At 61.0% G+C, this 24,267-nt stretch carries 21 protein-coding genes; 17 read left to right on the forward strand and 4 right to left on the reverse strand.

The window, feature by feature from the left end:
- Positions 1-65 precede the first annotated feature (65 nt).
- The 4 genes from rpsD to dsbD all read left to right on the forward strand — a co-directional run bounded on the left by rpsD (position 66) and on the right by dsbD (position 4,412).
- Complete coding sequence (gene rpsD, locus P9875_RS03335) at positions 66-689, forward strand: 30S ribosomal protein S4 (RefSeq protein ID WP_010394478.1); 624 nt, start codon at positions 66-68, stop codon at positions 687-689.
- Between the two features lie 108 nt (positions 690-797).
- The gene (locus tag P9875_RS03340) at positions 798-1,775 is read left to right on the forward strand and encodes a DNA-directed RNA polymerase subunit alpha (RefSeq protein WP_008444343.1); all 978 of its coding nucleotides are present in this window, start codon (positions 798-800) and stop codon (positions 1,773-1,775) included.
- 133 nt (positions 1,776-1,908) lie between these two features.
- Complete coding sequence (gene rplQ / locus P9875_RS03345; protein ID WP_034753219.1) at positions 1,909-2,301, forward strand: 50S ribosomal protein L17; 393 nt, start codon at positions 1,909-1,911, stop codon at positions 2,299-2,301.
- A 158-nt stretch (positions 2,302-2,459) separates the two neighbouring features.
- Entirely contained in the window at positions 2,460-4,412 is a 1,953-nt protein-coding gene (gene dsbD / locus P9875_RS03350) for a protein-disulfide reductase DsbD (RefSeq protein WP_278317562.1), read from the forward strand.
- Between the two features lie 71 nt (positions 4,413-4,483).
- Here the strand turns inward: dsbD and P9875_RS03355 are convergent, their stop codons facing one another.
- Positions 4,484-5,020 (reverse strand): Spy/CpxP family protein refolding chaperone, encoded by a 537-nt coding sequence (locus P9875_RS03355; protein WP_278317563.1) that lies wholly within the window; start codon positions 5,018-5,020, stop codon positions 4,484-4,486.
- 186 nt (positions 5,021-5,206) lie between these two features.
- Here P9875_RS03355 and P9875_RS03360 point away from each other — a divergent pair, with 186 nt between their 5' ends.
- The 5 genes from P9875_RS03360 (at position 5,207) to P9875_RS03380 (ending at position 12,815) form a co-directional block, all read left to right on the forward strand.
- On the forward strand, positions 5,207-5,935 hold the full coding sequence (locus tag P9875_RS03360) for a response regulator (RefSeq protein ID WP_035824023.1): 729 nt from the start codon (positions 5,207-5,209) through the stop codon (positions 5,933-5,935).
- Positions 5,932-7,290: an ATP-binding protein gene (locus P9875_RS03365; protein WP_278317564.1), complete on the forward strand. Its 1,359-nt coding sequence runs from the start codon at positions 5,932-5,934 to the stop codon at positions 7,288-7,290. Before P9875_RS03360 ends, P9875_RS03365 begins: the two co-directional genes overlap by 4 nt.
- An 87-nt stretch (positions 7,291-7,377) precedes the next feature.
- Positions 7,378-8,550, forward strand: a complete 1,173-nt coding sequence (locus P9875_RS03370; protein ID WP_278317565.1) for an efflux RND transporter periplasmic adaptor subunit — start codon at positions 7,378-7,380, stop codon at positions 8,548-8,550.
- Positions 8,547-11,657 carry an efflux RND transporter permease subunit gene (locus P9875_RS03375; protein ID WP_278317566.1) on the forward strand — a complete coding sequence of 1,037 codons (3,111 nt, stop codon included), beginning with the start codon at positions 8,547-8,549 and terminating at the stop codon, positions 11,655-11,657. The genes P9875_RS03370 and P9875_RS03375 overlap by 4 nt, the downstream gene beginning before the upstream one ends.
- A 270-nt stretch (positions 11,658-11,927) precedes the next feature.
- A complete protein-coding gene (locus P9875_RS03380) occupies positions 11,928-12,815 on the forward strand; it encodes a hypothetical protein (RefSeq protein WP_235211781.1) in 888 nt (295 codons plus the stop codon).
- 76 nt (positions 12,816-12,891) lie between these two features.
- On the opposite strand, the gene yihA is transcribed toward P9875_RS03380, so the two are convergent.
- Positions 12,892-13,635, reverse strand: coding sequence for a ribosome biogenesis GTP-binding protein YihA/YsxC (yihA, locus tag P9875_RS03385; protein WP_176387687.1), 744 nt, complete (start codon positions 13,633-13,635; stop codon positions 12,892-12,894).
- A gap of 186 nt (positions 13,636-13,821) precedes the next feature.
- On the opposite strand from yihA, the gene P9875_RS03390 reads away from it, so the two are divergent.
- From P9875_RS03390 to P9875_RS03410, 5 genes are all read left to right on the forward strand, one after another.
- Positions 13,822-14,493: a c-type cytochrome gene (locus P9875_RS03390; RefSeq protein WP_176387688.1), complete on the forward strand. Its 672-nt coding sequence runs from the start codon at positions 13,822-13,824 to the stop codon at positions 14,491-14,493.
- A 185-nt stretch (positions 14,494-14,678) separates the two neighbouring features.
- On the forward strand, positions 14,679-16,775 hold the full coding sequence (locus P9875_RS03395) for a cytochrome c biogenesis protein ResB (protein ID WP_278317567.1): 2,097 nt from the start codon (positions 14,679-14,681) through the stop codon (positions 16,773-16,775).
- 49 nt (positions 16,776-16,824) lie between these two features.
- The gene (gene ccsB / locus P9875_RS03400; RefSeq protein ID WP_034753239.1) at positions 16,825-17,976 is read left to right on the forward strand and encodes a c-type cytochrome biogenesis protein CcsB; all 1,152 of its coding nucleotides are present in this window, start codon (positions 16,825-16,827) and stop codon (positions 17,974-17,976) included.
- A 192-nt stretch (positions 17,977-18,168) separates the two neighbouring features.
- Complete coding sequence (msrP, locus tag P9875_RS03405; RefSeq protein ID WP_278317568.1) at positions 18,169-19,146, forward strand: protein-methionine-sulfoxide reductase catalytic subunit MsrP; 978 nt, start codon at positions 18,169-18,171, stop codon at positions 19,144-19,146.
- A gap of 9 nt (positions 19,147-19,155) precedes the next feature.
- Positions 19,156-19,809, forward strand: coding sequence for a sulfite oxidase heme-binding subunit YedZ (locus P9875_RS03410; RefSeq protein WP_278317569.1), 654 nt, complete (start codon positions 19,156-19,158; stop codon positions 19,807-19,809).
- Here P9875_RS03410 and lptM read toward each other — a convergent pair.
- The gene (gene lptM / locus P9875_RS03415) at positions 19,806-19,988 is read right to left on the reverse strand and encodes an LPS translocon maturation chaperone LptM (protein WP_099401299.1); all 183 of its coding nucleotides are present in this window, start codon (positions 19,986-19,988) and stop codon (positions 19,806-19,808) included. The genes P9875_RS03410 and lptM overlap by 4 nt on opposite strands.
- A gap of 40 nt (positions 19,989-20,028) precedes the next feature.
- Between lptM and cyaY the strand changes: the two genes are divergently transcribed.
- The gene (gene cyaY, locus P9875_RS03420; RefSeq protein ID WP_099401300.1) at positions 20,029-20,358 is read left to right on the forward strand and encodes an iron donor protein CyaY; all 330 of its coding nucleotides are present in this window, start codon (positions 20,029-20,031) and stop codon (positions 20,356-20,358) included.
- A gap of 66 nt (positions 20,359-20,424) precedes the next feature.
- Here cyaY and P9875_RS03425 read toward each other — a convergent pair whose 3' ends face one another.
- The gene (locus tag P9875_RS03425; protein ID WP_035824043.1) at positions 20,425-22,770 is read right to left on the reverse strand and encodes a penicillin-binding protein 1A; all 2,346 of its coding nucleotides are present in this window, start codon (positions 22,768-22,770) and stop codon (positions 20,425-20,427) included.
- Positions 22,771-23,062: 292 nt separating this feature from the next.
- Between P9875_RS03425 and pilM the strand changes: the two genes are divergently transcribed.
- Positions 23,063-23,704, forward strand: a complete 642-nt coding sequence (pilM, locus tag P9875_RS03430; protein ID WP_278317570.1) for a pilus assembly protein PilM — start codon at positions 23,063-23,065, stop codon at positions 23,702-23,704.
- A gap of 14 nt (positions 23,705-23,718) precedes the next feature.
- A complete protein-coding gene (locus P9875_RS03435) occupies positions 23,719-24,261 on the forward strand; it encodes a PilN domain-containing protein (protein WP_278317571.1) in 543 nt (180 codons plus the stop codon).
- The last annotated feature ends 6 nt before the right edge of the window (positions 24,262-24,267 follow it).

A 24,267-nucleotide genomic window follows, 5' to 3' on the forward strand; every position in this document is an offset into this window, starting at 1 on the left:
AACCGCATCAGTGTGTTTGATCATGCATGTGGCTGGGGCGTTATCATTTAAAAAAAGGAAGTATCGTGGCACGTTATATCGGACCTAAAGCAAAACTTTCCCGCCGTGAAGGTACAGACCTGTTCCTGAAGAGCGCACGTCGCTCGCTGGACAGCAAGTGCAAACTGGACGTCAAGCCAGGCCAGCACGGTGTCAAATCCGGCGCCCGCACCTCGGACTACGGTAACCAACTGCGCGAAAAGCAAAAAGTCAAGCGCATGTACGGCGTGCTGGAACGTCAATTCCGCCGCTACTTCGCTGAAGCAGACCGTCGTAAAGGCAACACCGGCGAAACGCTGTTGAAGTTGCTGGAAACGCGTCTGGACAACGTTTGCTACCGCATGGGCTTTGGCTCGACCCGCGCTGAAGCGCGTCAATTGGTCAGCCACAAAGCGTTCACCGTGAACGGTATCGTTGTGAACATCGCTTCGTACGCAGTCAAAGTTGGCGACATCGTTGCTGTTCGTGAAAAATCGAAAAAGCAAGTGCGTATCGTTGAAGCACTGTCGCTGGCTGAACAAGTTGGTATGCCTAGCTGGGTTTCGGTTGATGCCAAGAAAATGGAAGGTACTTTCAAGTCCCTGCCAGAGCGTAACGAAATCGCTAACGACGTCAACGAATCGCTGATCGTCGAGCTGTACTCGCGTTAATAGCAGTTAGCACCATCACCGCCCACTCGTTTTCTTTCGGGTGGGCGTTTTACTAATGCCATCAGCCTTATCGGTGTAATGAGCCGAGGGTATTGAAAAGGACATTTCATGCAAAACAGTTTGTTGAAGCCACGTATTATCGATGTTGAAGCTCTCGGTGCAGGTCACGCCAAGGTCGTGATGGAACCGTTCGAGCGCGGCTATGGCCACACATTGGGTAACGCGTTGCGCCGCGTTCTGCTGTCGTCGATGGTAGGCTACGCGCCGACCGAAGTGACGATCGCTGGCGTCGTCCACGAATATTCCTCCCTCGATGGCGTGCAAGAGGACGTCGTCGATCTGTTGCTGAACTTGAAGGGTGTGGTTTTCAAAGTCCACAACCGCGATTCGGTAACCCTGACCCTGAAAAAAGAAGGCGAAGGCGCGATCCTGGCCTCCGACATCGACCTGCCGCATGACGTCGAACTGATCAACCCTGACCACGTGATCGCCCACCTGACCGCTGGTGGCAAGCTGGACATGCAGATCAAGGTTGAAAAAGGCCGCGGCTACGTTCCTGGTAACGTGCGTCGCCTGTCGGAAGACACGAACAAGACCATCGGCCGCATCATTCTCGATGCGTCGTTCTCGCCAGTGCGCCGTGTATCGTACTTCGTTGAATCGGCTCGCGTTGAACAACGTACCGACCTGGACAAGCTGATCATCAACATTGAAACCAACGGCGTGATCTCGCCGGAAGAAGCGATCCGCCAGTCGGCCCGCGTTCTGGTGGACCAGTTGAATGTGTTCGCCGCCCTGGAAGGCACGGAAGCCGCCGCCGAAGCGCCATCGCGCGCTCCGCTGGTCGATCCTATCCTGTTGCGTCCAGTCGACGACCTGGAGTTGACCGTGCGTTCGGCGAACTGCCTGAAAGCGGAAAACATCTACTACATCGGCGACCTGATCCAACGTTCGGAAAACGAACTGCTGAAAACGCCAAATCTGGGCCGCAAGTCCCTGAACGAAATCAAGGAAGTGCTGGCATCGCGCGGCTTGACCTTGGGCATGAAGCTGGAAAACTGGCCGCCTGCCGGCCTGGAAAAGTAATTCGTAGTTGTAGCAAACTGCCTGGGACAGGTGTCCCAGGCTTTTATTTTGTAGTACCAAACCGGCCCGCGATGAAGCTTCTGCCTCATTGATCGAAGAGCTGGAATTTAAACACTCACCGAAAGGATTTATCATGCGTCACGGTCACGGCCTCCGTAAACTGAATCGTACCTCGTCCCACCGTCTGGCAATGCTGCGCAACATGACAGTATCGCTGCTGCGTCACGAAGCGATCAAAACCACCCTGCCAAAAGCAAAAGAACTGCGCCGCGTTGTCGAGCCAATTCTGACCCTGGGCAAAACCGATTCCCTGGCAAACAAGCGTCTGGCCTTCAACCGCCTGCGCGACCGTGAAATGGTCGTCAAACTGTTCGCTGAACTGGGCCCACGTTTCGCCAACCGTAACGGTGGTTATGTACGTATCCTGAAAATGGGTTTCCGCGTCGGCGATAACGCTCCTATGGCGTTCGTTGAACTGATGGATCGTCCAGATACGACCGAAGCAGTTGAAGTTGCTGGCGAGTAATCCCAGTAATTGCATCTGAGAAAGCCAGGCCTAGCCTGGCTTTTTTGTTTTCTGCTGCAGCTATCCTTGCTGCGGTGTACTATTCTTCTTTCGCGCCGGCCCGGCACAAGCGCTGCCTGCTCCGCGCGTCCTCTGTCGAATGGTCGAAAAGGTAGTTCATGTCCCGTTTCCCCTCCAGCGCCACCGCGCGCGCCGCTCCCCTGCATCAACTGCTGATCTGGTTTGCCACCTGTTTGCTGCTGGCCATGGCCGTCTTTGGCGCCAGTCATGCCCGTGCCGACGATGAATTCCTCGATCCGGAACTGGCCTTCAAGTTTTCCGCCCGCATGCAGGACCCGTCCACCATCGCCGTCACGTATGTGATCGCCGATGGCTACTATATGTACCACGAGCGCTTCAAATTTGAAGCCGTGGGCGCCAAACTGGGCACGCCCGTGTATCCGGCTGGCAAGGTCAAGTTTGACGACACCTTCCAGAAGAACGTGGAAACGTTCCGCAAGACGCTCACCATCACGATTCCTGTGGAAGCGGCCGGCGCGTTCACCCTGAAGGCGACGGGCCAGGGCTGCTCCGACAAGGGCTTGTGCTATGCGCCGCAGGATGCCACGGCCCAGCTGGTGGGCCGTGGCGGCGGCCAGAGCATGGCGCCGGGCACAGGTCTGCCGTCGAAATTCGCCTTGCCCGCCGCGCCCGCCGTTGACACGGCGGCCGTCAACGGCCCGCAGGCGCAGGCGTCGCCTGGCGTGTCCGTGCTGAGCATTCCCCAGGCGAACATCACCAGCACGCCCGAGCCGGTCGCGGCGGCGCCCGTGGCGGCCAGCGCCGCGCCGGCGCAAAGCGAGATGGGCAAGATCGAAGCGGCGTTGAAGGGTGGCAAGCTGCTCGTTATCGTGCCTCTGTTCATGCTGCTGGGTCTGGGCCTCGCCTTTACGCCGTGCGTGCTGCCGATGGTGCCGATCTTGTCGTCGATCATCATCGGCGATGGCGCCAAGGTCAGCCGTTCGCGCGGCTTGCTGCTGTCGCTGACGTATGCGCTGGGCATGGCCATCGTCTACACGGCGCTGGGCGTGGCGGCCGGCCTGGCGGGCGAAGGCCTGGCGGCGCAACTGCAAAACCCGTGGGTGCTGGGTTTCTTTGCCTTGCTGATGGCGGGCCTGGCCCTGTCGATGTTCGGTTTTTATGAGCTGCAAGTGCCGGCTTTCCTGCAAGGCAAGCTGACGTCCGTGTCGAACCAGCAATCGTCGGGCCGCCTGGCGGGCGTGTTCGTCATGGGCGCCATTTCCGCCCTGATCGTGGGGCCATGCGTGGCCGCGCCGCTGGCCGGCGCCTTGCTGTACATCAGCCAGACGCGCGACGTCGTCATCGGCGGCGGCGCCCTGTTTGCCATGGCGGTGGGCATGAGCGTGCCCTTGCTTCTGGTCGGCGTGTCGGCCGGCACCTTGCTGCCGCGCGCCGGCGCGTGGATGGATGCCGTCAAGCGCTTCTTTGGCGTGCTGCAGCTGGGCGTGGCCTGGTGGCTGGTCTCGCCTGTCCTGCCGGGCGCCGTGCAGATGCTGGGCTGGACGGTGCTGTTCGTCGGTTACGGCATGTATCTGCTGGTAGGCAAGAGCGGCGCGAAGAACGTCTGGGTCGCCAAGGCCTTCGGCCTCGTGTTCGCCGTGCTGGGCGCGATGCAGCTGGTGGGCGTGGCCAGCGGTGGCCGCGACCCGCTGGCACCGCTGGCGCACCTCGGTGGTGGGCAAGTGCACGCGCAACCATTTACGCGCGTAAAGACCGTGGCGCAGCTCGACGCGGCGCTGGCGCAATTGAATGGCAAGCCGGCCTTGCTGGACTTTTATGCTGACTGGTGCGTGTCGTGCATCGAGATGGAAAAACTGACCTTTGTCGACCCTGCCGTGCGCGAGAAGATGGGGCAAGCCGTGTTGCTGCAAGTGGACGTGACGGCCAATGATGCGGACGATAAGGCCATGCTGAAACGTTTCCAGCTGTTCGGCCCGCCGGGCATCATCATGTTCAACCCGCAGGGACAGGAGATCGCCCAATCGCGCGTAATCGGCTTCCAGAACGCCGCCACTTTCCTGACCTCGTTGCGCAAGCTCGACGGGCAATAAGCCGTCGCTTGTCTCGCGAATAAGAAAAAGCCTGCAATGCAGGCTTTTTCTATTTCTGCGCCAGTTAAAACTTAACCAGCTTTGGGCTGCTGATGCATGCCATGGTGCCCGCCGCGGTGGTGGCCGCCGTGCTTGCCGCCAGGCACGCTGTCATCAAACACTTTCTTTTGCTCCGGCGTCAGCACGGCGTAGAAGGTTTTCAGCGAGGCCAGGCGGCTTTCCTGATCCGCGATGCGTTCCTTCGACATGGCGATCCATTGCTCCATGCGTTCCGGGGCCGACAGCTTGGCCATCGCTTCGCGCTTGGCTTTCCAGTCGCCCATCGGTTTTTTCGGCGCGTTGGCGGCCGTGAAAGTGGCCCAGGCCGGTTCTTGCGCGGCCGTCAGCTTCAGCTTGTCGTGCAGACGGGCCTGGTACTTGGCCATGCGTTCGGCGGGATTGCTTGCGCGGTGCTGGCCGCGCTGGCCCTCATGTTGCATCTTGCTGCTGGCGGCAGGCGCGCTGGCGGCCGCTTCCTGGGCGTGGACGGTCAGCGATGCCGCGCCCATGCCGAGCACGCTCATGGCGATGATCAAATTCTTGCGCAGGGTTGTCATTGAGACGTTCATCTGGATTCCTTTGTAAAAGTGGGGGATGTACATGTTGCTGCACATGAATCCATGGTGGACTCTCCATGTTTCCCCGAAGTGTCCGCTGTCAGACAGTTTGTATCTATATGTTTCTTCGGGTCTTCTATATACAAGACGATACAAATGCGCTGTGCAAGGGCAGGGGAAGTGGGGATAATTCGTACCATGGAACCCACTTCTACAATTCTCATCGTCGACGATGACCGCGATATCCGCAGCTTGCTGGCGGACTACCTGGAAACGAACGCCTACCGCACCCTGGGTGCGGCAGATGGCACGGCCATGTGGAAAATCCTCGACGAAACGCGGCCCGACCTGATCGTGCTCGACTTGAACTTGCCAGGCGACGACGGCCTGACCTTGTGCCGCAAGCTGCGCGCCCAATCGACGGTGCCCGTGATCATGTTGACGGCGCGCAATGAACCGCTGGACCGTATCCTGGGCCTGGAAATGGGCGCCGACGATTATTTGCCGAAACCGTTTGAACCGCGCGAATTGCTGGCGCGCATACGCAGCGTGCTGCGCCGCAGCCATGCCATGCCGTCGAACGTGCCGTCGGACAAGGCGCAGCAAATCCGCTTTTCCGGCTGGACCCTGGACCTGACGGCGCGCCATTTGCTCAATCCCACGGGCTTGGTGATCATGCTGTCGGGCGCGGAATTCCGCCTGCTGCGCGTTTTCCTGGAACACCCGAACCGCGTGCTCAACCGCGACCAGCTGCTGAACCTGACGCAGGGCCGCGACGCCGACCCGTTCGACCGCTCGATCGATATCCAGATCAGCCGCCTGCGGCAAAAGCTCGGTGAAGATGCCCGCTTGCCGCAAATCATCAAGACCGTGCGCAACGGCGGCTACGTGCTGGCCGGCCAGGTCAATGTGGAGCCGCACGCGTGAAGGCCTTCCTGGGCTCGATGACGGGCAGGGTCTTCATGTTTTTGCTGATCGGCATCGTCGCTTCTGCCGCGCTGACGCAGTGGCTGGCCGTGGGCGAACGCCAGCGCGCCATCGAGCAATACCGCGACTACCACGCCGTTGAGCGGGCCGAGCAGCTGGTGATGGCGGCCGACGTGGTGCCGCTGGCCTCGCGCGCCGCCTATCTGAAAGTGGCCAACAAGGGCAGCGTGCGCCTGGAATTGCGTCCCGACGTCGAGCATGTACCGGGCAAGCCGACGGAATTTTCCATCGCCCTGCAAGCCAAGCTGGGCGAAGGCTTCAAGGTCAGCGCGCTGGCCGAACGGCCGGCCGCCTGCGTCAAGCCGCGCCAGAGGCCGGGCATGTTTTCCGCCAAGCCATGGGGCGGCACGTGCGAAAACCTCGACGTGCGCATGCAGGACGGCCACGTGCTGCGCCTGATGGTCTTGCCGCCGCGCCAGCAGCCGCCGTTCAATGAACACAACGACTGGATGACCTTGCTGCCTTTCCTGATCAGCATCGCCATCCTCGCCTACCTGGTCACGCGCATGACCATGCGCCCGCTCAAGCAGCTGGCGCAGGCGGCGAAAGACCTGGGCAACGACATCAACCACCCGCCGCTGACCCTGTCGGGCGCCAGCGAGATCCGCCAGGCCAGCGCCGCCTTCAACGCCATGCAGGCGCGTATCCGCCAGCATATTTCCCAGCGAACACAAATGCTTGCCGCCATCACGCACGACTTGCAGACGCCGCTGACGCGCTTGCGATTGCGCCTGGAAAAAGTGGCCGATACGGAATTGTATGACCGCCTGGTGGGCGACCTGTCGGCCATGCAAAGCATGGTCAAGGAAGGGCTGGACCTGGCCCGCTCGATGGACAGCACGGAAGCGATGCAGGCGCTCGATCTTGACTCCCTGCTTGACAGTGTTTGCTCCGACGCGGCCGATGCCGGCCAGAAAGTCAGCCTCGGTGGACAGGCGGGCATGGCCCTGATGGCGCGTCCGATCGCCATGCGGCGCTGCCTGGTGAACCTGATCGACAATGCCGTCAAATATGGCCAGTACGCGCAGGTCACCGTCGAACGCATTCCCGGCGCCGCGCGCATCCGCATCCGCGATGGCGGGCCGGGCATTGCACCAGATCAACTGGCGAAAGTGTTCGAACCGTTTTACCGCATCGAGACGTCGCGTTCGCGCGAATCGGGCGGCACGGGCCTGGGCCTGACCATCGCGCGCAATATTGCCGAGCAGCACGGCGCCACGGTTTTGCTGTCTAATCACGTCGACGGTGGACTGGAAGTTACCCTCATCGTGCCAGAGTATTACGCAGGAAAGTGAGCATTTCCGTGCGACAATATTGTGCTTTATGCCCCCTGGCAACTACATTCAACCTGCGGCCCTGCGCTGCAACAGCGTGACAGAACAATGAAAAAGACTAGTCTGGCAATCCTCGTGGGTGCGGCCCTGTGTATCGGTGGCGGCATCTGGTATTTCAACCATCAGCCAGGCAAGGTGGCCGGTGGGCAGGATGGCAAAGGGGGCAAGGGCGGACAGGCGCCGACGACGGTGAGCGTGGTCACGCCCGTGCGCCAGGATGTGCCGATGGTGCTGCAAGCCAATGGCAGCGTGATGCCGATCAGCAGCGTCGATTTGCACCCGCAGACGACCAGCACGATTAGCAAGGTGCATATCCGCGAAGGCCAGTTCGTCAGGCAGGGAGAGCTGATGTTCACACTGGACGCGCGCAGCGAGCACGCGAATGTCGACAAGGCGCAGGCGCAGGTCTTGCGCGACCGTGCCTCGGTACAGGACTTCGAGCGCCAGCTCAAGCGCAATCAGGATTTGCTGAGCAAGAATTTCATCGCCCAAGGTGCCGTCGATACCCTGCAAAGCCAGCTCGACGCGGCACGCGCCTTGCTGGCCGCCGACCAGGCCGCCTTGCGCGCCGCCCAGGTCGATTCCAGCTACACCGTCCTGCGCGCGCCGCAGGCGGGCCGGGTGGGCGCCATCAATGTCTACGCGGGCAGCCTGGTGCAGCCGACCACGTCGCTCACCAGCATCACCCAGCTCGACCCGATCGACGTGTCGTTCACCTTGCCGGAAAGCAGCTTGTCCGGCTTGCTGGCGGCGCAAAAGGCGGGCGAGGTGCCTGTCACGGCGCTGTTGTCGGACGCGGGCGGCAAGCAGCTCGACGGCAAACTGAACTTCATCGACAATGCCGTCGATCCCGCCACGGGCGTGATCAGGATCAAGGCCCGTTTCAATAATGGCGGCACCGATTTGTGGCCAGGCCAGTACGTCAATACGCAGCTGACCGTGCGCACCCTCAAGGAGGCGCTGGTGATCCCGCAAAACGCCATCATCACGAGTACCGCCGGCACCTTCGTGTACTCGATGGAAGCGGACAATACGGCCAAGATGCGCAAGATTGCCCGCGTGTATGCATTCGGACCGAATGCCGTCGTCACCGGCCTGGCGGGCGATGAAAAAGTCATCGTCGATGGCAAGCAGAACTTGCGTCCGGGTAGCAAGGTGCGCCTGGCGGAAAAACACAAGGCTGCCGATGGCGCCGCTGCAGTGCAGGGCAAGCCAGCATGAACCTGTCCGAACTGAGCATTCGCCGCCCCGTCATGGTGGTGCTGCTGTCCCTCTCCATCATCCTGGCCGGCGTGCTGGCCTACCTGCAAATTCCCGTGGCGGCCTTGCCGAGCTACAACACGCCCGTCATCAACGTCAGCGCCGACCTGGCCGGCGCCAGCCCGGAAACCATGGCCTCGTCCGTGGCCTTGCCGCTGGAAAAACAATTTTCCACCATTTCCGGCCTGAGCCTGATCACGTCCACGAGCACCCTGGGCAATACCTCGCTGACCCTGGAATTTGACGCCAGCATCAACGTCAACGAGGCGGCCGTCGACGTGCAGGCGGCCCTGCTGCGCGCGCAGCGCCAGTTGCCGACGGAAATGACGGACTTGCCGTCCTACCGCAAGGTCAATCCCGCCGATGCACCCGTGCTGTTCATCCAGATGACGTCGCCTTCGCTGAACTTGTCGGACCTCAACGATTATGCGGAAAACCTGATCGCGCCGAGCCTGTCGACCTTGCCTGGCGTGGCCCAGGTTATCGTCAATGGCCAGAAGCGCTTTGCCGTGCGCGTGCGCGCCCGTGCCGACCTGATGAATGCGCGCAATTTGACGATGGACGAGCTGGCCATTGCCTTGCGCACCTCGAACACGAATTCCCCGCTGGGCATCCTTGACGGCCCCAGCCAGACCCTGACCATCCAGGGCAATCCGCAAATGATGAAAGCGGCCGATTTTGCCGAACTGATCGTCGCCAGCCGCAACGGCCAGCCCGTGCGCCTGAAGGACGTGGCCGAGGTGGAAGACAGCTTTCAATCGATCAAGGCCGTCGGCAGTTTCAATGGCGAGCGTTCGATCAGCCTGATGGTGCAGCGCCAACCGGACGCCAACACCGTGCAAGTGGTCGATGGCGTGCGCCGTTTGCTGCCGGGCTTCAAGGAGCAATTGCCGCAGTCGATACAGATCAGCCTGGTCAACGACCGCTCGCTGTCGATCCGCGAAGCCATCCACGACGTGAATCTGACCCTGGCCCTGACGGTGGTGCTGGTGGTGCTGGTGATCTTTTTGTTCCTGCACCGCGCTGCCGCCACCTTCATTCCGGCCGTTACCATGCCGATCTCGCTGCTGGGCGCCCTGGCCCTGCTGTACTGGCTTGGCTACAGTCTCGACAACGTATCCCTGCTGGGCATAACCCTGGCCGTCGGCCTCGTCGTCGACGATGCCATCGTGGTGCTGGAAAACATCGTGCGCCATATCGAGATGGGCAAGAAGCCGATACGCGCGGCGCTGGAAGGGGCGAAAGAGATGGGCTTTACCATCATCTCGATTTCCGTCTCGCTGGTGGCCGTGTTCATCCCCATCTTCTTCATGCCGGGCGTGATCGGCTTGCTGTTCCATGAGTTCGCCGTTGTCGTCTCGCTGGCCGTGCTGGTATCCGCCGTCGTGTCGCTGACCCTGGTGCCGATGCTGGCCAGCCGCTTCCTGCCGGCCGATTCGCGCGAGCACAATGACAGCGACCCCAGTCATGGCGAAAAAACCTTTATCGGCCGCCATTTCGAAGCGGGTTTCACGGCATTGCGCAACGGCTACGTGCATCTGCTCGACAAGGCACTGGCGCACCGCAACGTGGTGCTGTTCGTTGCCGTGTGTACTTTCGCGCTGACGGTGCTGCTGTACGCGACGATACCGAAAGGGTTCTTCCCCGAGGAAGACCTGGGCCAGATCCAGGTGAATACGGAAGCGTCGGAAGACATCTCATCTGCGGCATTGCAGGACTTGCAAGCCCGTGTGGCGGCCGTGCTCAAGGCGGACCCGAGCGTGCAGGATGTGACCTCGTTCGTCGGCGGCGGCAACACGGGACGCATGTTCATGGTCTTGAAACCGCGCAGCGAGCGGCCGAAAATGCCCGTGGTACTGGAAAACCTGCGCCGCGCGGCGGGTACCGTGCCCGGCATGGCCGTGTATTTCCGGCCCGTGCAAAACTTGCAGCTGGGCGGACGCCAGAGCAAGAGCCGCTACCAGTACACCTTGCAAAGCGTCAGTCCCGACGCCTTGAATGATTGGGCGGAAAAGTTTATTGCCGGCATGCGCACGGATCCCGCCTTCCGCGACGTTACCAGCGATTCGCAGATCAAGGGCTTGCAGGCATCGCTCCGGATCGACCGCGACAAGGCCAATCTGCTGGGCGTGCAAATGTCCGACATCCGCACGGCCCTGTACAGCGCCTTTGGCGAGCGGCAAGTGTCGACCATTTATTCGTCGGCGGCCAGCTATTACGTGATCCTGGAAGCGGCCACGGCCGACCGCCAGTATGACGATGCGCTCACGCGCGTGTCCGTGCGCAGCAAGACGGGCGAGCTGGTGAAACTGTCGAGTATTGCCTACGTGGAACGCACGATCGGCCCCACGTCCGTCAATCACCAGGGGCAGTTGCAGGCCGTCACCATCGCCTTCAACCTGGCGCCCGACGTGCCGCTGGGCATCGCCACGGGCAAGATCGACGCGATGGCCAAGGACATGAGCTTGCCGGCCTCCATCATCACGCGCTATGGCGGCGACGCGGCCGTGTTCCAGAGCTCGCAAGCGAGCCAGATCATTCTCATCATTGCCGCGCTGGCCGTGATCTATGTGCTGCTTGGCGTGCTGTATGAAAGCTATATCCACCCGCTGACCATCCTGGCCGGCTTGCCGTCGGCGGCCGTGGGCGCGCTGCTGACCCTGCGCCTGTTCGGCATGGACCTGACCATGATCGCCATCATCGGTATCCTGATGCTGATCGGCATCGTCAAGAAAAACGCCATCATGATGATCGACTTCGCCCTGCATGCGCAGCGCAACGACGGCCTGGCGCCGGCCGAGGCCATCCGCCTGGCGTGCATCCTGCGTTTCCGTCCCATCATGATGACCACGGCGGCGGCCCTGATGGGCGCCTTGCCGATCGCCCTGGGCCTGGGCGCCGGCGCGGAATTGCGCCAGCCGCTGGGCCTGGCCGTGGTCGGTGGCTTGCTGTTTTCGCAAGTGATTACCCTGTTCATCACCCCCGTCATCTATTTGTTCCTCGACAAGTACAGTGGCACGGGACCGTTGACGGACGAGCAATTGGTGGCGCTCGACAACAAGTCCTGAGCCGCCACACGGCCACCACCGGCGCCCCGTTCCTCAGTGAATGCGGCGCCGGTTTTGTATGGGCCGTGATACATACGGTAACAACCGTCAAGGCATGGCTCGGGTACGCTGATACCGCTGCAAGGAATGTCGCTATCCTGTACGCTTCGGGTTGGAAATGCCGAGGAAGTGTTCCCAAAGACTAGGGACTCTGGCACTATGGCTGCCCTGTAATGTTATTTCTTCGCTACACAGAAAGCACGATTCATTTTGCATGACACGACCCATTTGATGGCTGCCGATTCCGATGTTTGCCCCACCTGCGGGCAAGTGATCCAGCCGCCACCGGCCTACGGGTCCAGGACCAGCACCATGCGCAAGGTGGCGCTCGGCGTGTCCGTCTTGCTGCACGTGCTGCTGGCGGCGTATGTCCTGTTGCGCAGCGACACGATCGAAAAGATCCCGCCGCCGAAGAAGGAAAGCGCGATGGTCTACATCGCGCCGCTGAAAGACAAGCCGCAGCCGAAGCCGCAACCGAAACCCACGCCGAAACCGAAGGACACGAAAGTGGCCAAGGTGAAACCGCCGCCGGCGCCGAGCAAGCGCGTGGTGACGAAAGACGTGCCGCGCGACAAGCCGAAACTGGAAACCTTCACGCCGCCGCTGGTATCGAAAGTGCCGTTGCCGCCGCCGCCCGCTGAAGACATGAGCTCGATGATCGAGCAGCGCCGCAAGCAGCGCCAGGCGCAAAATCCCGCGCCGCCGGCCGAGGAAAGCGAAAACGACCGCGCCATGCGCGTGGCCAAGGCGAATATCGCCGGCGCCCAGGGGCGCAATTCCGGCAGCGACCGCGAGGATTCGGGTGGCGTGTTTTCCATCGTCAACCAGACTTCGTTCAGCGCGGAAGTCAAGTTCAAGGGCTGGAATGGCAACTTCAAGCGTAACTGGCTGAAGCAGGAAAAAGTCGAGCTGGGCAATGAACCCGATATCGAAACGGCCATCGTGAAAAAGATGATTCAGCTGATCCGTGCGGAAAAACCCGGTGATTTCGTCTGGGAATCGCGGCGCCTGGGACGCAACGTCAACCTCAGCGCCCGCGTGGAAGACACGGCCGAGCTGATGGCTTTCCTGCGCCAGGAATTCTTTTCCGAGAAGCGGCCAGGGCCGGGACGGCGCTAGGCGCGAGGACGCGCTGCCATAAAAAAAGGCTGCACCGTGTGAACGGGCAGCCTTTTTTACGCAGCGTTGATTTCGATCAAGCCGGTTTGTCGGTTCCGGCTTCCGGTTCGACGTCGTCTTCCATCTCGATCAGTTCGACCATCTGGGCCGCGCCATCTTCGCTGATGCCGGCCAGTTCCATGATCTTGTCGTTGGCTTCGTCGATGCCGACGCGCTTCAGCGCCGAGAACAGTTGCACGGTGAACGGGAAGCCGATGCCGTCTTCATCCACATAGCTGTCGAGCTTGGCTTTCGCCTGGCGCAAGGCGTTCACGGATTCATTGCGGTTCAGCTTATCGACCTTGGTCAGAATGCAGTGGATCGGTTTGCCCGTCGGGGCGAACCATTCCAGCATTTGAATGTCCAGGTCGGTGAACGGGCGGCGCGAATCCATGATCAGGATCAAACCGGCCAATTGCTCGCGGCGTTGCACGTAGTCACCCAGCAGGCGCTGCCAGTGCAATTTGGCCGAGCCCGATACTTCCGCGTAGCCATAACCCGGCAAGTCGACCAGCAGGCATTCGATCTCTTCGACGATGGTGGCATCCTTGCGGTGCTGCGCCACGTGAGCGCCGCCGATGGAGAAGTAGTTGATGTGCTGGGTACGGCCAGGTGTCTTGGAGGCGAACGCCAAGCCTTTCTGATTACACAAGATGTTGATGGCGGTCGATTTACCGGCATTGGAGCGGCCGGCAAAGGCGATTTCCGGCACCGTGGTATCGGGCAGGTCACGCAATTGGTTGACGGTCGTAAAGAAGCGGGCTTGCCAGAGTTTTGACATGGGAATAGTAAAGCAACAAAAGGGAGCGATAAGGGAGCGATAACGCCAAGAAGCTATTGTACAATAAGGGGTTGTTTATTGTTGCCGGCGTAGCAGCGATGCGGCTTGCGGCCCTGAAAATAAAGCAAAAATCCACAGGGCGCGGCAATGTCCACCACTAATTTCTCACTGTCTCAGGGTGCCTGAATGAATCGTGCGTTTTCACCGTTGTTCAAATCCATGCTGCTCGCTTTGCTGGCTGTATCGGCAACTGCCTCCGCGGTCGAAGCACCGAAACCGGCTGTCAAGGCCGACGCTGCCAAGGGCGCTGCCCTGTACGCCGATGGCGATGCGGCGCGCGGCTTGCCTGCCTGCGTCTCCTGCCATGGCGCGGCCGGCAATTCGACCATCACGGTCAATCCGAAGCTGGCCGGCCAGCACGAAAGCTATATTTACAAGCAACTGGTCGATTTCACCACGCCGCAGCGCAACCAGCCCGTCATGACGACGTACGCGAAGATGCTCAGCGACGCCGACAAGAAGAATATCGCCGCCTACCTGGGCACGCAGCTGTCCAAGCCGGGCGCCGCGAAAAACAAGGATACGATCGACCTGGGCAAGAAAATCTACCGTGGTGGCATTGCTTCCAAGCAAGTTGCCGCCTGCGCCAGCTGTCATGGCGCGACGGGCAATGGCATTCCCGTCCAGTATCCGCGCATCGCCGGCCAGCACCAGGATTACACGGTGGCCCAGCTGACGATGTTCCGCAGCACCAAGGCCGATGCCCGCAAGAACAGCGCTGAAATGCACACCATCGCCGCCCGCATGTCGGATGACGAGATCGCTGCCGTGGCCGACTATATCGCCGGCCTGAAGTAAGTTTTCATAGTGGCAAGCGATTGCCAGGCGCATCAGTGCGCGTGAACAAGGGCGGCCGTGTCAACGGGCTGCCCTTTTTCATGGCAGGGGCCAAACAGGAGTATGCTGCCGCCTTGCGCGGAGAAACACTCTGCTCCATGCCTACATTTTCTTGAAGATTGCATATCCCGTATGAGTATCCACGTATGAGCACAGGCACGACCGGAATCGAGTTAAAGACCCAACGCCGCAGCCTGGCTGAATTCGTCGAGCTGGTCTCGTCGATGCGCTTTGCCATCAGCCTGCTGACCCTGATCGCCGTCGCGTCCATCATCGGCACCGTGCTCAAGCAAAACGAGCCCATGCCCAATTATGTCAACCAGTTCGGGCCGTTCTGGTTCACCGTTTTCGACAAGCTGAGCCTGTATTCCGTGTATTCGGCCTGGTGGTTCCTCGTCATCATGGGCTTCCTCGTCGCCTCGACCTCGCTGTGCATCGTGCGCAATGCGCCGAAGATGCTCAAGGACATGCGCAGCTGGCGCGAAACCGTACGCGAGCAATCGCTGCGCAATTTCCACCACAAGCTGGAATGGCAGGCGCCGCTGCCGCGCGCCGTGCTGGCCCAGCAGATGGTGATGCGCCTGAAAGACGCCGGCTACGGGGCCAAGGTGGTCGAGAAGGACAACGCCACCCTGGTCGCCGCCAAGCGGGGCGCGGCCAACAAATGGGGCTATATCTTTGCCCACGGCGCCATCGTCATCATCTGCGTGGGCGGCTTGCTCGATTCGGAAATGCCGATCCGCGTACAGCAATGGTTCTTTGGCAAGACGCCGTTTTCCGGCAGCGGCGTGATCGCCGACATTCCCGCCCAGCACCGCCTGAGCCTGTCGAACCCTACTTTCCGCGGCAACACCATGATTCCGGAAGGCTCGTCGAGCAACACGGCCATCATTCCCCAGGCCGATGGCGTGCTGATCCAGGACTTGCCCATCACCATCCTGCTGAAAAAATTCCACATCGATTTCTACAGCACCGGCATGCCGAAGCTGTTTGCCAGCGATGTCGTCATCACCGACCATGTAACCGGTGAAAGTTTTCCTGCCACCATCAAAGTCAACCAGCCGTTGCTGTACAAGGGCCTGGCCCTGTACCAGTCCAGCTTTGAGGATGGCGGCAGCAAGCTCAAGTTGACCGGTTTTCCCATGACGGGCAAGACGACGAAACGCTTCGATATCGGCGGCGAAGTGGGCGGCAGCACGCCGCTCGAACGCAGCGATGGCAATTCCTACACGGTGGAATGGTCGGGTTTCCGCCCGTTTAACGTGGAAAACCTCAGCGCGGGCCAGGATGTGCGCGCCGTCAGCAAGGCGGAAAGTTTCAACGATAAATTCGCCGTCGGCCTCGATAAACGCCTGGGCTCGGCCGCGAAGAACGCGAACAACAAGGACCTGAAGAACGTGGGGCCATCGGTGCAATACAAATTGCGCGACAAGACGGGCCAGGCGCGCGAGTACCAGAACTACATGCAGCCCGTCACCGTGGATGGCACGACGGTGTTCCTGGCCGGCATGCGCGTCAACCCCAGCGACCCGTTCAGCTATTTGCGCATTCCCGCCGATGACAATTACAGCGTGAACGAATGGATGCGTTTGCGTGCTGCGCTGCAAGATCCGGCATTGCGCCAGCAGGCGGCCAAGCGCTATGCGGCGCGCGCCATGCCGCAGGCGGGCGCGGAAGCCCTGCGCGGCCAGTTGCAGGAATCGGCGGCGAAAAGCCTGGGCATCTTTGCCGGCAATGGGCAAGAGGGCGGTTTCCTCGCCATTTCGCGATTCCTGGAGAAAATTCCTGCCGCTGAGCAAGAAAAAGCGGCCGATATCTTCATGAAAATCCTGAATGGCAGCCTGTGGGACTTGTGGCAGGCGGCGCGCGCCCAGGATGGCTTGAAAGCCATCGAGGCCGATGACAAGCACGGCCGCTTCCTGCAGCTGGCCACGAATGCGCTGTCCGACAGCTTCTTCTATGGCGCGCCCGTGTATCTGCAACTCGATGACTTTACGGAAATCAAGGCGTCCGTGCTGCAGGTGACGCGTTCGCCGGGCAAGAGTGTCGTCTACCTCGGTTGCCTGTTCCTCGTGATCGGCGTGTTTTCCATGTTTTATATTCGCGAGCGCCGCCTGTGGGTGTGGATCAAGGATGGCGAGGGCGGCAGCGAAGCCTTGATGGCCATGAGCACGCAACGCAAGACCCTGGATTTTGAAAAAGAATTTGAGAACTTGAAGGCAAAGCTGCCGCAATCGGCGTAAGCTGCGCTGTGTCTGGGACGCTTGCGCGTCGCCGGGAATGGAGAAAATGATGGAATTGGCAAACAAGCAAATATATACGCAGGAACCAGGATTTTTCAAGCGCCTGAGCCTGATCGATTGGCTGTATGGCGCCGGCTTGCTGGCGGCCTCCCTGTTCGGCCTGATGCGCTTTGGCGCCTTCATGGATATCTATGAAAAAGCCATCCTGCTGGCCGCGGCGCCCACGTTCGCCTGGCTGGGCTGGTACTGGAAGCCCGTGCGCTGGCTGATCCCCGTGGCGGCCGTGCTGTCGCTGTTCGCCATCGAGTTGTACGCGGGCCACCTGGAAATGGCGAACCAGAAATTCTTCCTGAAATACATCTTGTCGAGCCAGTCCGCCATCCTGTGGATGGGCACGCTTTTCGTGCTGTCGACCCTGTTCTACTGGATCGGCCTGGTGGCGCGCTCGGAATTCGGCTCATCCGTCGGCTCCCTGCTGTGCTGGGCCGGCGTCGTGCTGGGCCTGACGGGCATGCTGGTGCGCTGGTACGAGTCTTACCTGATCGGCGCCGATGTGGGCCACATTCCCGTGTCGAACCTGTATGAAGTGTTCATCCTGTTTTCCCTGATCACGGCCATGTTCTACCTGTATTACGAGCAGCACTACGCGACGCGCCAGCTGGGCGCCTTCGTCATGCTGGTCATTTCGGCGGCCGTCGTCTTCCTGATGTGGTACACGGTCACGCGCGACGCGGCCGAAATCCAGCCGCTGGTGCCGGCCCTGCAAAGCTGGTGGATGAAGATCCACGTGCCGGCCAATTTCATCGGCTACGGCACCTTCGCCCTGTCGGCCATGGTGGCCGCAGCCTACCTGCTCAAGTCGAGCGGCTACCTGGTCGACCGCCTGCCATCGCTGGAAGTGCTCGACGACGTCATGTACAAGGCCATTTCCGTCGGCTTCGCTTTCTTCACGGTAGCGACCATCCTGGGCGCCCTGTGGGCGGCCGAAGCGTGGGGCGGCTACTGGTCGTGGGATCCGAAAGAAACGTGGGCGCTGATCGTCTGGCTCAACTATGCAGCCTGGCTGCACATGCGCCTGATGACAGGCTTGCGCGGCCGCGTCGCCTCGTGGTGGGCGCTGGTGGGCTTGCTGGTGACGACCTTCGCTTTCTTAGGCGTCAACATGTTCCTTTCGGGCCTGCATTCTTACGGAAAACTGTAAAAGTACCCGAGAAAAAGCCCATGGCGGCGTTGCCTTGCCTTGTCGTACTATGCGTACTGCCTGCGGCAAGGCGCCTTGCCCTGAACTTTTTTCGGGCACTTTAGTAACGTTTTTTTTGCATGACAGAAGCGTCATGAACGGCCCGGAAAAACTGGTGTAAGGTATATCCAATCACCTTTTTCCGGAGCCGCCATGTTGATCAAGCGCAGTCCCAACGGCATTGAATTGCCGTATTCTTCCGAAATCACGCCGCGCGCCGTGTTTGAATCGCGCCGCAGCTTCATCAAGCAAGTGGCGCTGGGCTCGATGTCCAGTGCGGCCTTGCTGGAAATGGCCAGCCGCGAAGCGTTCGCGCAAGGCATCAATCCCAAGCTGGCAGCCAAGCTCAATCCCGCCTATTCGGCGCTGGAAAAGCAGACGGCCTATAAAGACGCCACCACCTACAACAATTTCTACGAGTTCGGCACGGACAAGAGCGACCCGGCGCAAAACGCGGGCACCTTGCGCACGCGGCCATGGACGGTCAGCATCGAAGGCGAAGTGAAAAAGCCGATGACGCTCGATCTTGACGCGCTGCTGAAGCTGGCGCCGCTGGAAGAGCGCGTCTACCGCCTGCGCTGCGTGGAAGGCTGGTCGATGGTCATCCCGTGGGTTGGTTATTCCTTCTCGGAAATCATCAAGAAAGTTGAGCCGACGGGCAATGCCAAGTATGTGGAATTCATCACCCTGGCCGACAAGAAGCAAATGCCGGGCGTGGGCAGCCGCGTGTTGCAGTGGCCCTATACGGAAGGCTTGCGCATCGATGAGGCGAACCATCCGCTGGCGCTGCTGGCCCTGGGCATGTATGGCGAAACCTTGCCAAACCAGAATGGCGCGCCCGTGCGCATGGTCTTGCCGTGGAAATATGGTTTCAAGTCAGCCAAATCCATCGTCAAGATCCGTTTCGTCAAGGAACAGCCGCGCACGTCCTGGAACCTGTCGGCGCCGTCCGAATACGGTTTTTACTCGAATGTGAACCCCAACGTCGACCATCCGCGCTGGTCGCAAGCTTCCGAGCGGCGCATCGGCGAAGACGGTTTTCTCACGCGCAAGCGCAAGACCCTGATGTACAACGGCTACAACGATGTCGCTTCCTTGTACGCGGGCATGGATCTGAAGAAGTTCTTTTAAGGAAAGACCATGGCCCTCAACCCCACAGCTAGGCAGTTGTCGCTGCTGAAAAGCCTGATCTTTTTGCTGGCGCTGCTGCCGTTTGCACGCATGGTCTGGCTCACGTACACGGGGCAGCTGGTGGAGCCGCTGGAATTCATCACGCGCGGCACGGGTGACTGGACCCTGTATTTCCTGTGCATCAGCCTGGCGGTCACGCCCTTGCGCCGCTTTACGCAGTGGAATTGGCTGATCAAGCTGCGGCGCATGCTGGGCCTGTTCGCGTTTTTCTACGCGGCGTTGCACTTCACCACGTTTTTATGGTTCGATCACTTTTTCGATGTGCAGGAAATGTGGAAGGATGTGCTCAAGCGGCCATTCATCACGGTGGGGTTTATTGCCTTCGTCTTGCTCATTCCGCTGGCCGTGACGAGCACGAACGGCATGGTGAAACGCCTGGGGGGCAAGCGCTGGCAGTGGCTGCACCGGCTGATTTACATCATCGCGCCGCTGGGCATTTTGCACTTCTGGTGGATGAAGGCGGGCAAGCATAATTTCGCGCAACCGATACTGTTCGGCGCCATCGTCGCGCTACTGCTGTTAATGCGCGTTTATTTCGCCTGGGGCAAGCGCGAGAAGAGCGCCAGGGTGGCCAAGGCTGCCACCCCGGTACGCTCGACTTAGCTTGCCGGCACGATCACCGGTGGCGGCGGCACGGGCGCCGGTTCGACCGGGCCTTTGGCTGGCGCGCCCTTGGCCGCTGGCGGCTTGGGCAGGTACAAAGGACCGGGCTGGCCGCAGCCGGCCAGGATGCTAGAAACCACAATGGCGGTGCCGATATAAAACGCTGAGGATGACTTCACGATTAGAATCACGGTTTGATTAAGATCTTTGGAGTGTAGCATGAGCGAATCGGAATTCCTGGCCCTGGCCGAAGCCACCCTGACCCAGATCGAGGCGGCGCTGGACCGGCTGAACGATGAAGACGTGCTCGACGTCGAATGCAGCCGCAGCGGCAATGTGCTGGAAATCGAGTTCATCGACAACGGCACGAAAATCATCGTCAACAGCCAGGCCCCCATGCGCGAAATGTGGGTGGCCGCCCGTTCCGGCGGTTTCCACTACAAGCGCGTGGGCGACGAGTGGATCAACACGCGCGACGGCTCGGAACTGTTCGCGGCCCTGTCGGCCATGGCCAGCGAGCAGGCGGGCGCGGCGGTGGTCCTGAAGTAATTGTTTTAGCCGCGCGCAATAAAAAAGGGCAGCCTCTTCGGGCTGCCCTTTTTGCATCAAACGATCTTAAAACAACTCGTTCTTGACGGCTTCTTTCGCTTTCTCTTCCTCCGGCGTGCCGCGCGCCGCGCCTTCCAGGCTGCCGACGCCCGTGCCCGGTGGATTTTCCGCATAGTAATACTCGTCGCCCACGTGGATCAGGCCTTCCGGCACGGCGCGTTCCTCGACGGGAATGCTCTTCAGGGCTTTCGCCATGTAGCTGATCCAGATCGGCAAGGCCAGGCCGCCGCCCGTTTCCCGGTTGCCCAGGTTGCGCGGCTGGTCGTAGCCGATCCAGGCGATACCCACCAGCTTGGCCTGGTAGCCGGCGAACCACGCATCGATGGAATCGTTGGTGGTACCCGTCTTGCCGGCCAGGTCAGGGCGTTTCAAGGCCATGGCCTTATTGGCTGTACCGAAGCGCACGACGTCGTTGAGCATGCTATTCATCATGAAGGCGTTGCGCTCGTCGATGACCCGGTTGGCTTCCTCGCCCGCCAGGTCCGGCTTGGCTTGCGACAAGACATTGCCATCGCTATCGGTGACCTTGGCGATCAGATACGGGTTGATCTTGTAGCCACCATTGGCGAACACGGCATACGCGCCCGCCATCTGCAGCGGCGTCACGTTGCCGGCGCCCAGCGCCAGGGTCAGGTAGGGCGGGTTCTTGTCCGCGTCAAAGCCGAAGCGCGTCGCGTATTCCTGGCCATACTTGGCGCCGATCTTGTGCAGGATGCGGATGGAAATCATGTTCTTCGATTTCATCAAGCCCTTGCGCATGGTCATCGGGCCATCGTATTTGCTGTCGTAGTTCTTCGGTTCCCACGCCTGGCCGCCCGTCTGGCCCGCGTCGAACGAGATCGGCGCGTCGTTGATGATGGTGGCCGGCGACAGGCCCCGTTCCAGCGAAGCGGAATAGATGAAGGGCTTGAAGGCCGAACCTGGCTGGCGCCACGCCTGCGTGACGTGGTTGAACTTGTTGCGGTTGTAATCGAAGCCGCCCACCATGGCGCGGATGGCGCCGTCCGTGGTGCTGGCCGAGACGAACGCCGATTGCACTTCCGGCATTTGCGTCAAGACCCAGGCATTGCCTTCTTGCATGACGCGGATCACGGCGCCGCGCTTGATGCGGCGGTTAGGCGCCGCTTTGTCCGACAGCCAGGCCGCGCCGAAGGTCAGGCCGGGGCCGGTAATGGTGATTTCCTCGCCGGCTGAGGTGACTGCCTGGAGGGACTTGGGCGACGCCTGCAGCACCATGGCGGCGATGATGTCGTCGCTGTCCGGATGGTCGGCCAGTTCCGTCTCGATCGCGTCATCGGCTTCGGCCTTGGTTTTCGGAATCTCGATATACGCTTCCGGGCCGCGGTAGCCGTGGCGTTTCTCGTAATCCATCACGCCCTTGCGCAAGGCGATGTAGGCGGCGTCCTGGTCGGCCTTGGTGATGGTGGTGTAGACGTTCAGGCCGCGCGTATACGTGTCTTCCTTGAATTGCTCGTAGACCAGCTGACGCGCCATTTCCGACACGTATTCCGCGTGCACGCCGAAGGCGCTGCTGTCGGTTTTCACTTTCAGCTCTTCATTCTTGGCTTCCGTGTATTGCTCCGGCGTGATGTAGCCCAGCTGCGCCATGCGCTGCAGGATGTATTGCTGGCGCATGCGCGCGCGTTTCGGATTGACGACGGGGTTGTAGGCCGATGGCGCTTTCGGCAAGCCGGCCAGCATGGCCGCTTCGGCCACGGTCAGGTCCTGGATGTTCTTGCCGAAATAGATTTGCGCGGCCGAAGCGAAGCCGTAGGCACGCTGTCCCAGATAAATCTGGTTCATATACACTTCGAGGATCTGGTCCTTGCTGAGGTTTTTCTCGATCTTCCAGGCCAGCAAGACTTCATACGCCTTGCGTTTCAGGGTCTGTTCACTGGACAGGAAGAAATTGCGCGCCACCTGCTGCGTGATGGTCGAGGCGCCTTGCTTGGCGCCGCCCGTCAGGTTGTGCAGGGCCGCGCGCGTAATACCCAGGTAATCGACGCCGCCATGTTCATAGAAGCGGTCATCTTCGATGGCCAGCACGGCTTTCTTCATGACATCGGGAATATCCTTGATGTGCACCATGTTGCGGCGCTCTTCGCCGAATTCGCCGATCAGCACGCTATCGGACGTAAACACGCGCAGCGGCATCTTGGGCTTGTAATCGGTCAAGGTATCGAGCGCCGGCAGGTTCGGATAGGCCATGGCCAGGCCAAAGACCACCAGCAAGACGCCGACGATGCCCAGGCCCAGCAGCGATGCCAGGGCCATCAGCAGGAAACGTTTGGGTTTGCTGCCCTTGGTGGGCGGCTTCGAGCCAGCGGGGCCAGCGGATTTTGAAGATGTCATGCGTCGTATGTCTTTCGGTTAATTATGCCGGCCAATTATAAGCGAGCTTGCCGGGGTGGCAGCGCGCCGTGGCGCTTGCCTGGGGGACAGTCGAAACTTGCCGATACTCTATATAAGCGTGTATTGGCTCGCTGGCAACCAGGATTTGGTAACAATTATTCTGCGCCAGATCACGGCCCGGCCAGATAGGCGCCGCGCACAGCAGACGCCGGCGTGAAATCCATTTACAAGCCAGCGCTGCCGGGACTAGGCTTTCGGATGGCAGGAATCCCTCCCACGCTGACGTTTCTCTATGAAAAACATATCCATCAGCAATTATCTTGGCATCGGCTTGCTGGGCGTCGACATCGCGGACGATGCCGTGCGCGTGGTCGAGTTGCGGCGCCGGCGTGGAAAACTGTCGTGCCGGCATTGCGGCGCCGCCGCGCTGGCGCCCGGCGTGCTACTGGAGGGCAATGTCGAGGACATGCAGGGCCTGGCCGACGCCCTGCGCCAGGCTCACCGCGACAGTGGCAGCGCCTGCACGCGGGTGGCGCTGGCCATGCCGGCCACGGCCCTGATCACGCATGCGATCCGCTTGCCCGCCGGATTGCCGGAAGAACAGCTGGAAATCCTCGTGGAACTGGAAGCGGCGCAATACATGCCGTTCGCGCTGGAAGACGCCAGCCTGGATTTTTTCATTCTCGGCCCCGCGCCGCCGCTGCCCGGCACGACAGGCAAGGAAGTCGACGTGCTGCTGGTGGCGGCGCGGCGCGCCAGCGTGCAGCGCCGTCTCGATGCGACCAGGGCGGCGGGCTTGCTGGCCGTCGTCATGGATAGCGAGGCGCTGGCCTTGCAGGCGGCGCTCGCCCAAGGTGGCTGGCAAGCCTTGCCCGACGGTGGCGTGGCCTACCAGCTGGCCTGGGGCCTGGCCTTGCACCGGTACGCCCGATGACGGGCCGGGCGCCCATGCAGCGCATCAACTTGTTGCCGTATCGCCCCGCGGCACGGCGCAGGCGCATTCAGCTGCTGCTGTGGCAACTGGCGGGCGGGGCGCTGCTGGGATTGCTGCTGGCGTTGGCGGCAGGCGCCTGGCTGCGCCAGCAGCTCGACGCGCAACTGGGCCGCCAGGAGAGCTGGCGCAGTGCCATGCAACAAGTCGATGCCATGCTTGTCGCTGGCCGGCGGGTGCAGGGTGAGACGGCGGCGCTGCTGCTGCGCCAGCAAGCCATTGCCAGTTTGCAAGAGCAACGCAATGCCTGGGTGCGCATGCTGGACGCGCTGGCCCGGGCGATGCCGGCCGGCGTTTCCTTGCACAGTGTGCGCCAGGAAATGGCGATGGTGCGCTTGCAGGGGCAGGCTGCGTCGCAGGACAAGGTCGCGGCATTGCTGCTGGCGCTGGAGCAGGCGGCGCCCTGGTCCCGCCCGGAAGTGTTGGAAGTGCGCGGCGCGGCCGATGGCGCCGTGGAATGGACGATACGGCTGGCTTTGGCACCCGATGGGCAATCTTAGTGGTGG

It is taken from the genome of Janthinobacterium rivuli (assembly GCF_029690045.1).
In the GTDB taxonomy this organism is placed as follows: Bacteria; Pseudomonadota; Gammaproteobacteria; order Burkholderiales; family Burkholderiaceae_D; genus Janthinobacterium; species Janthinobacterium rivuli.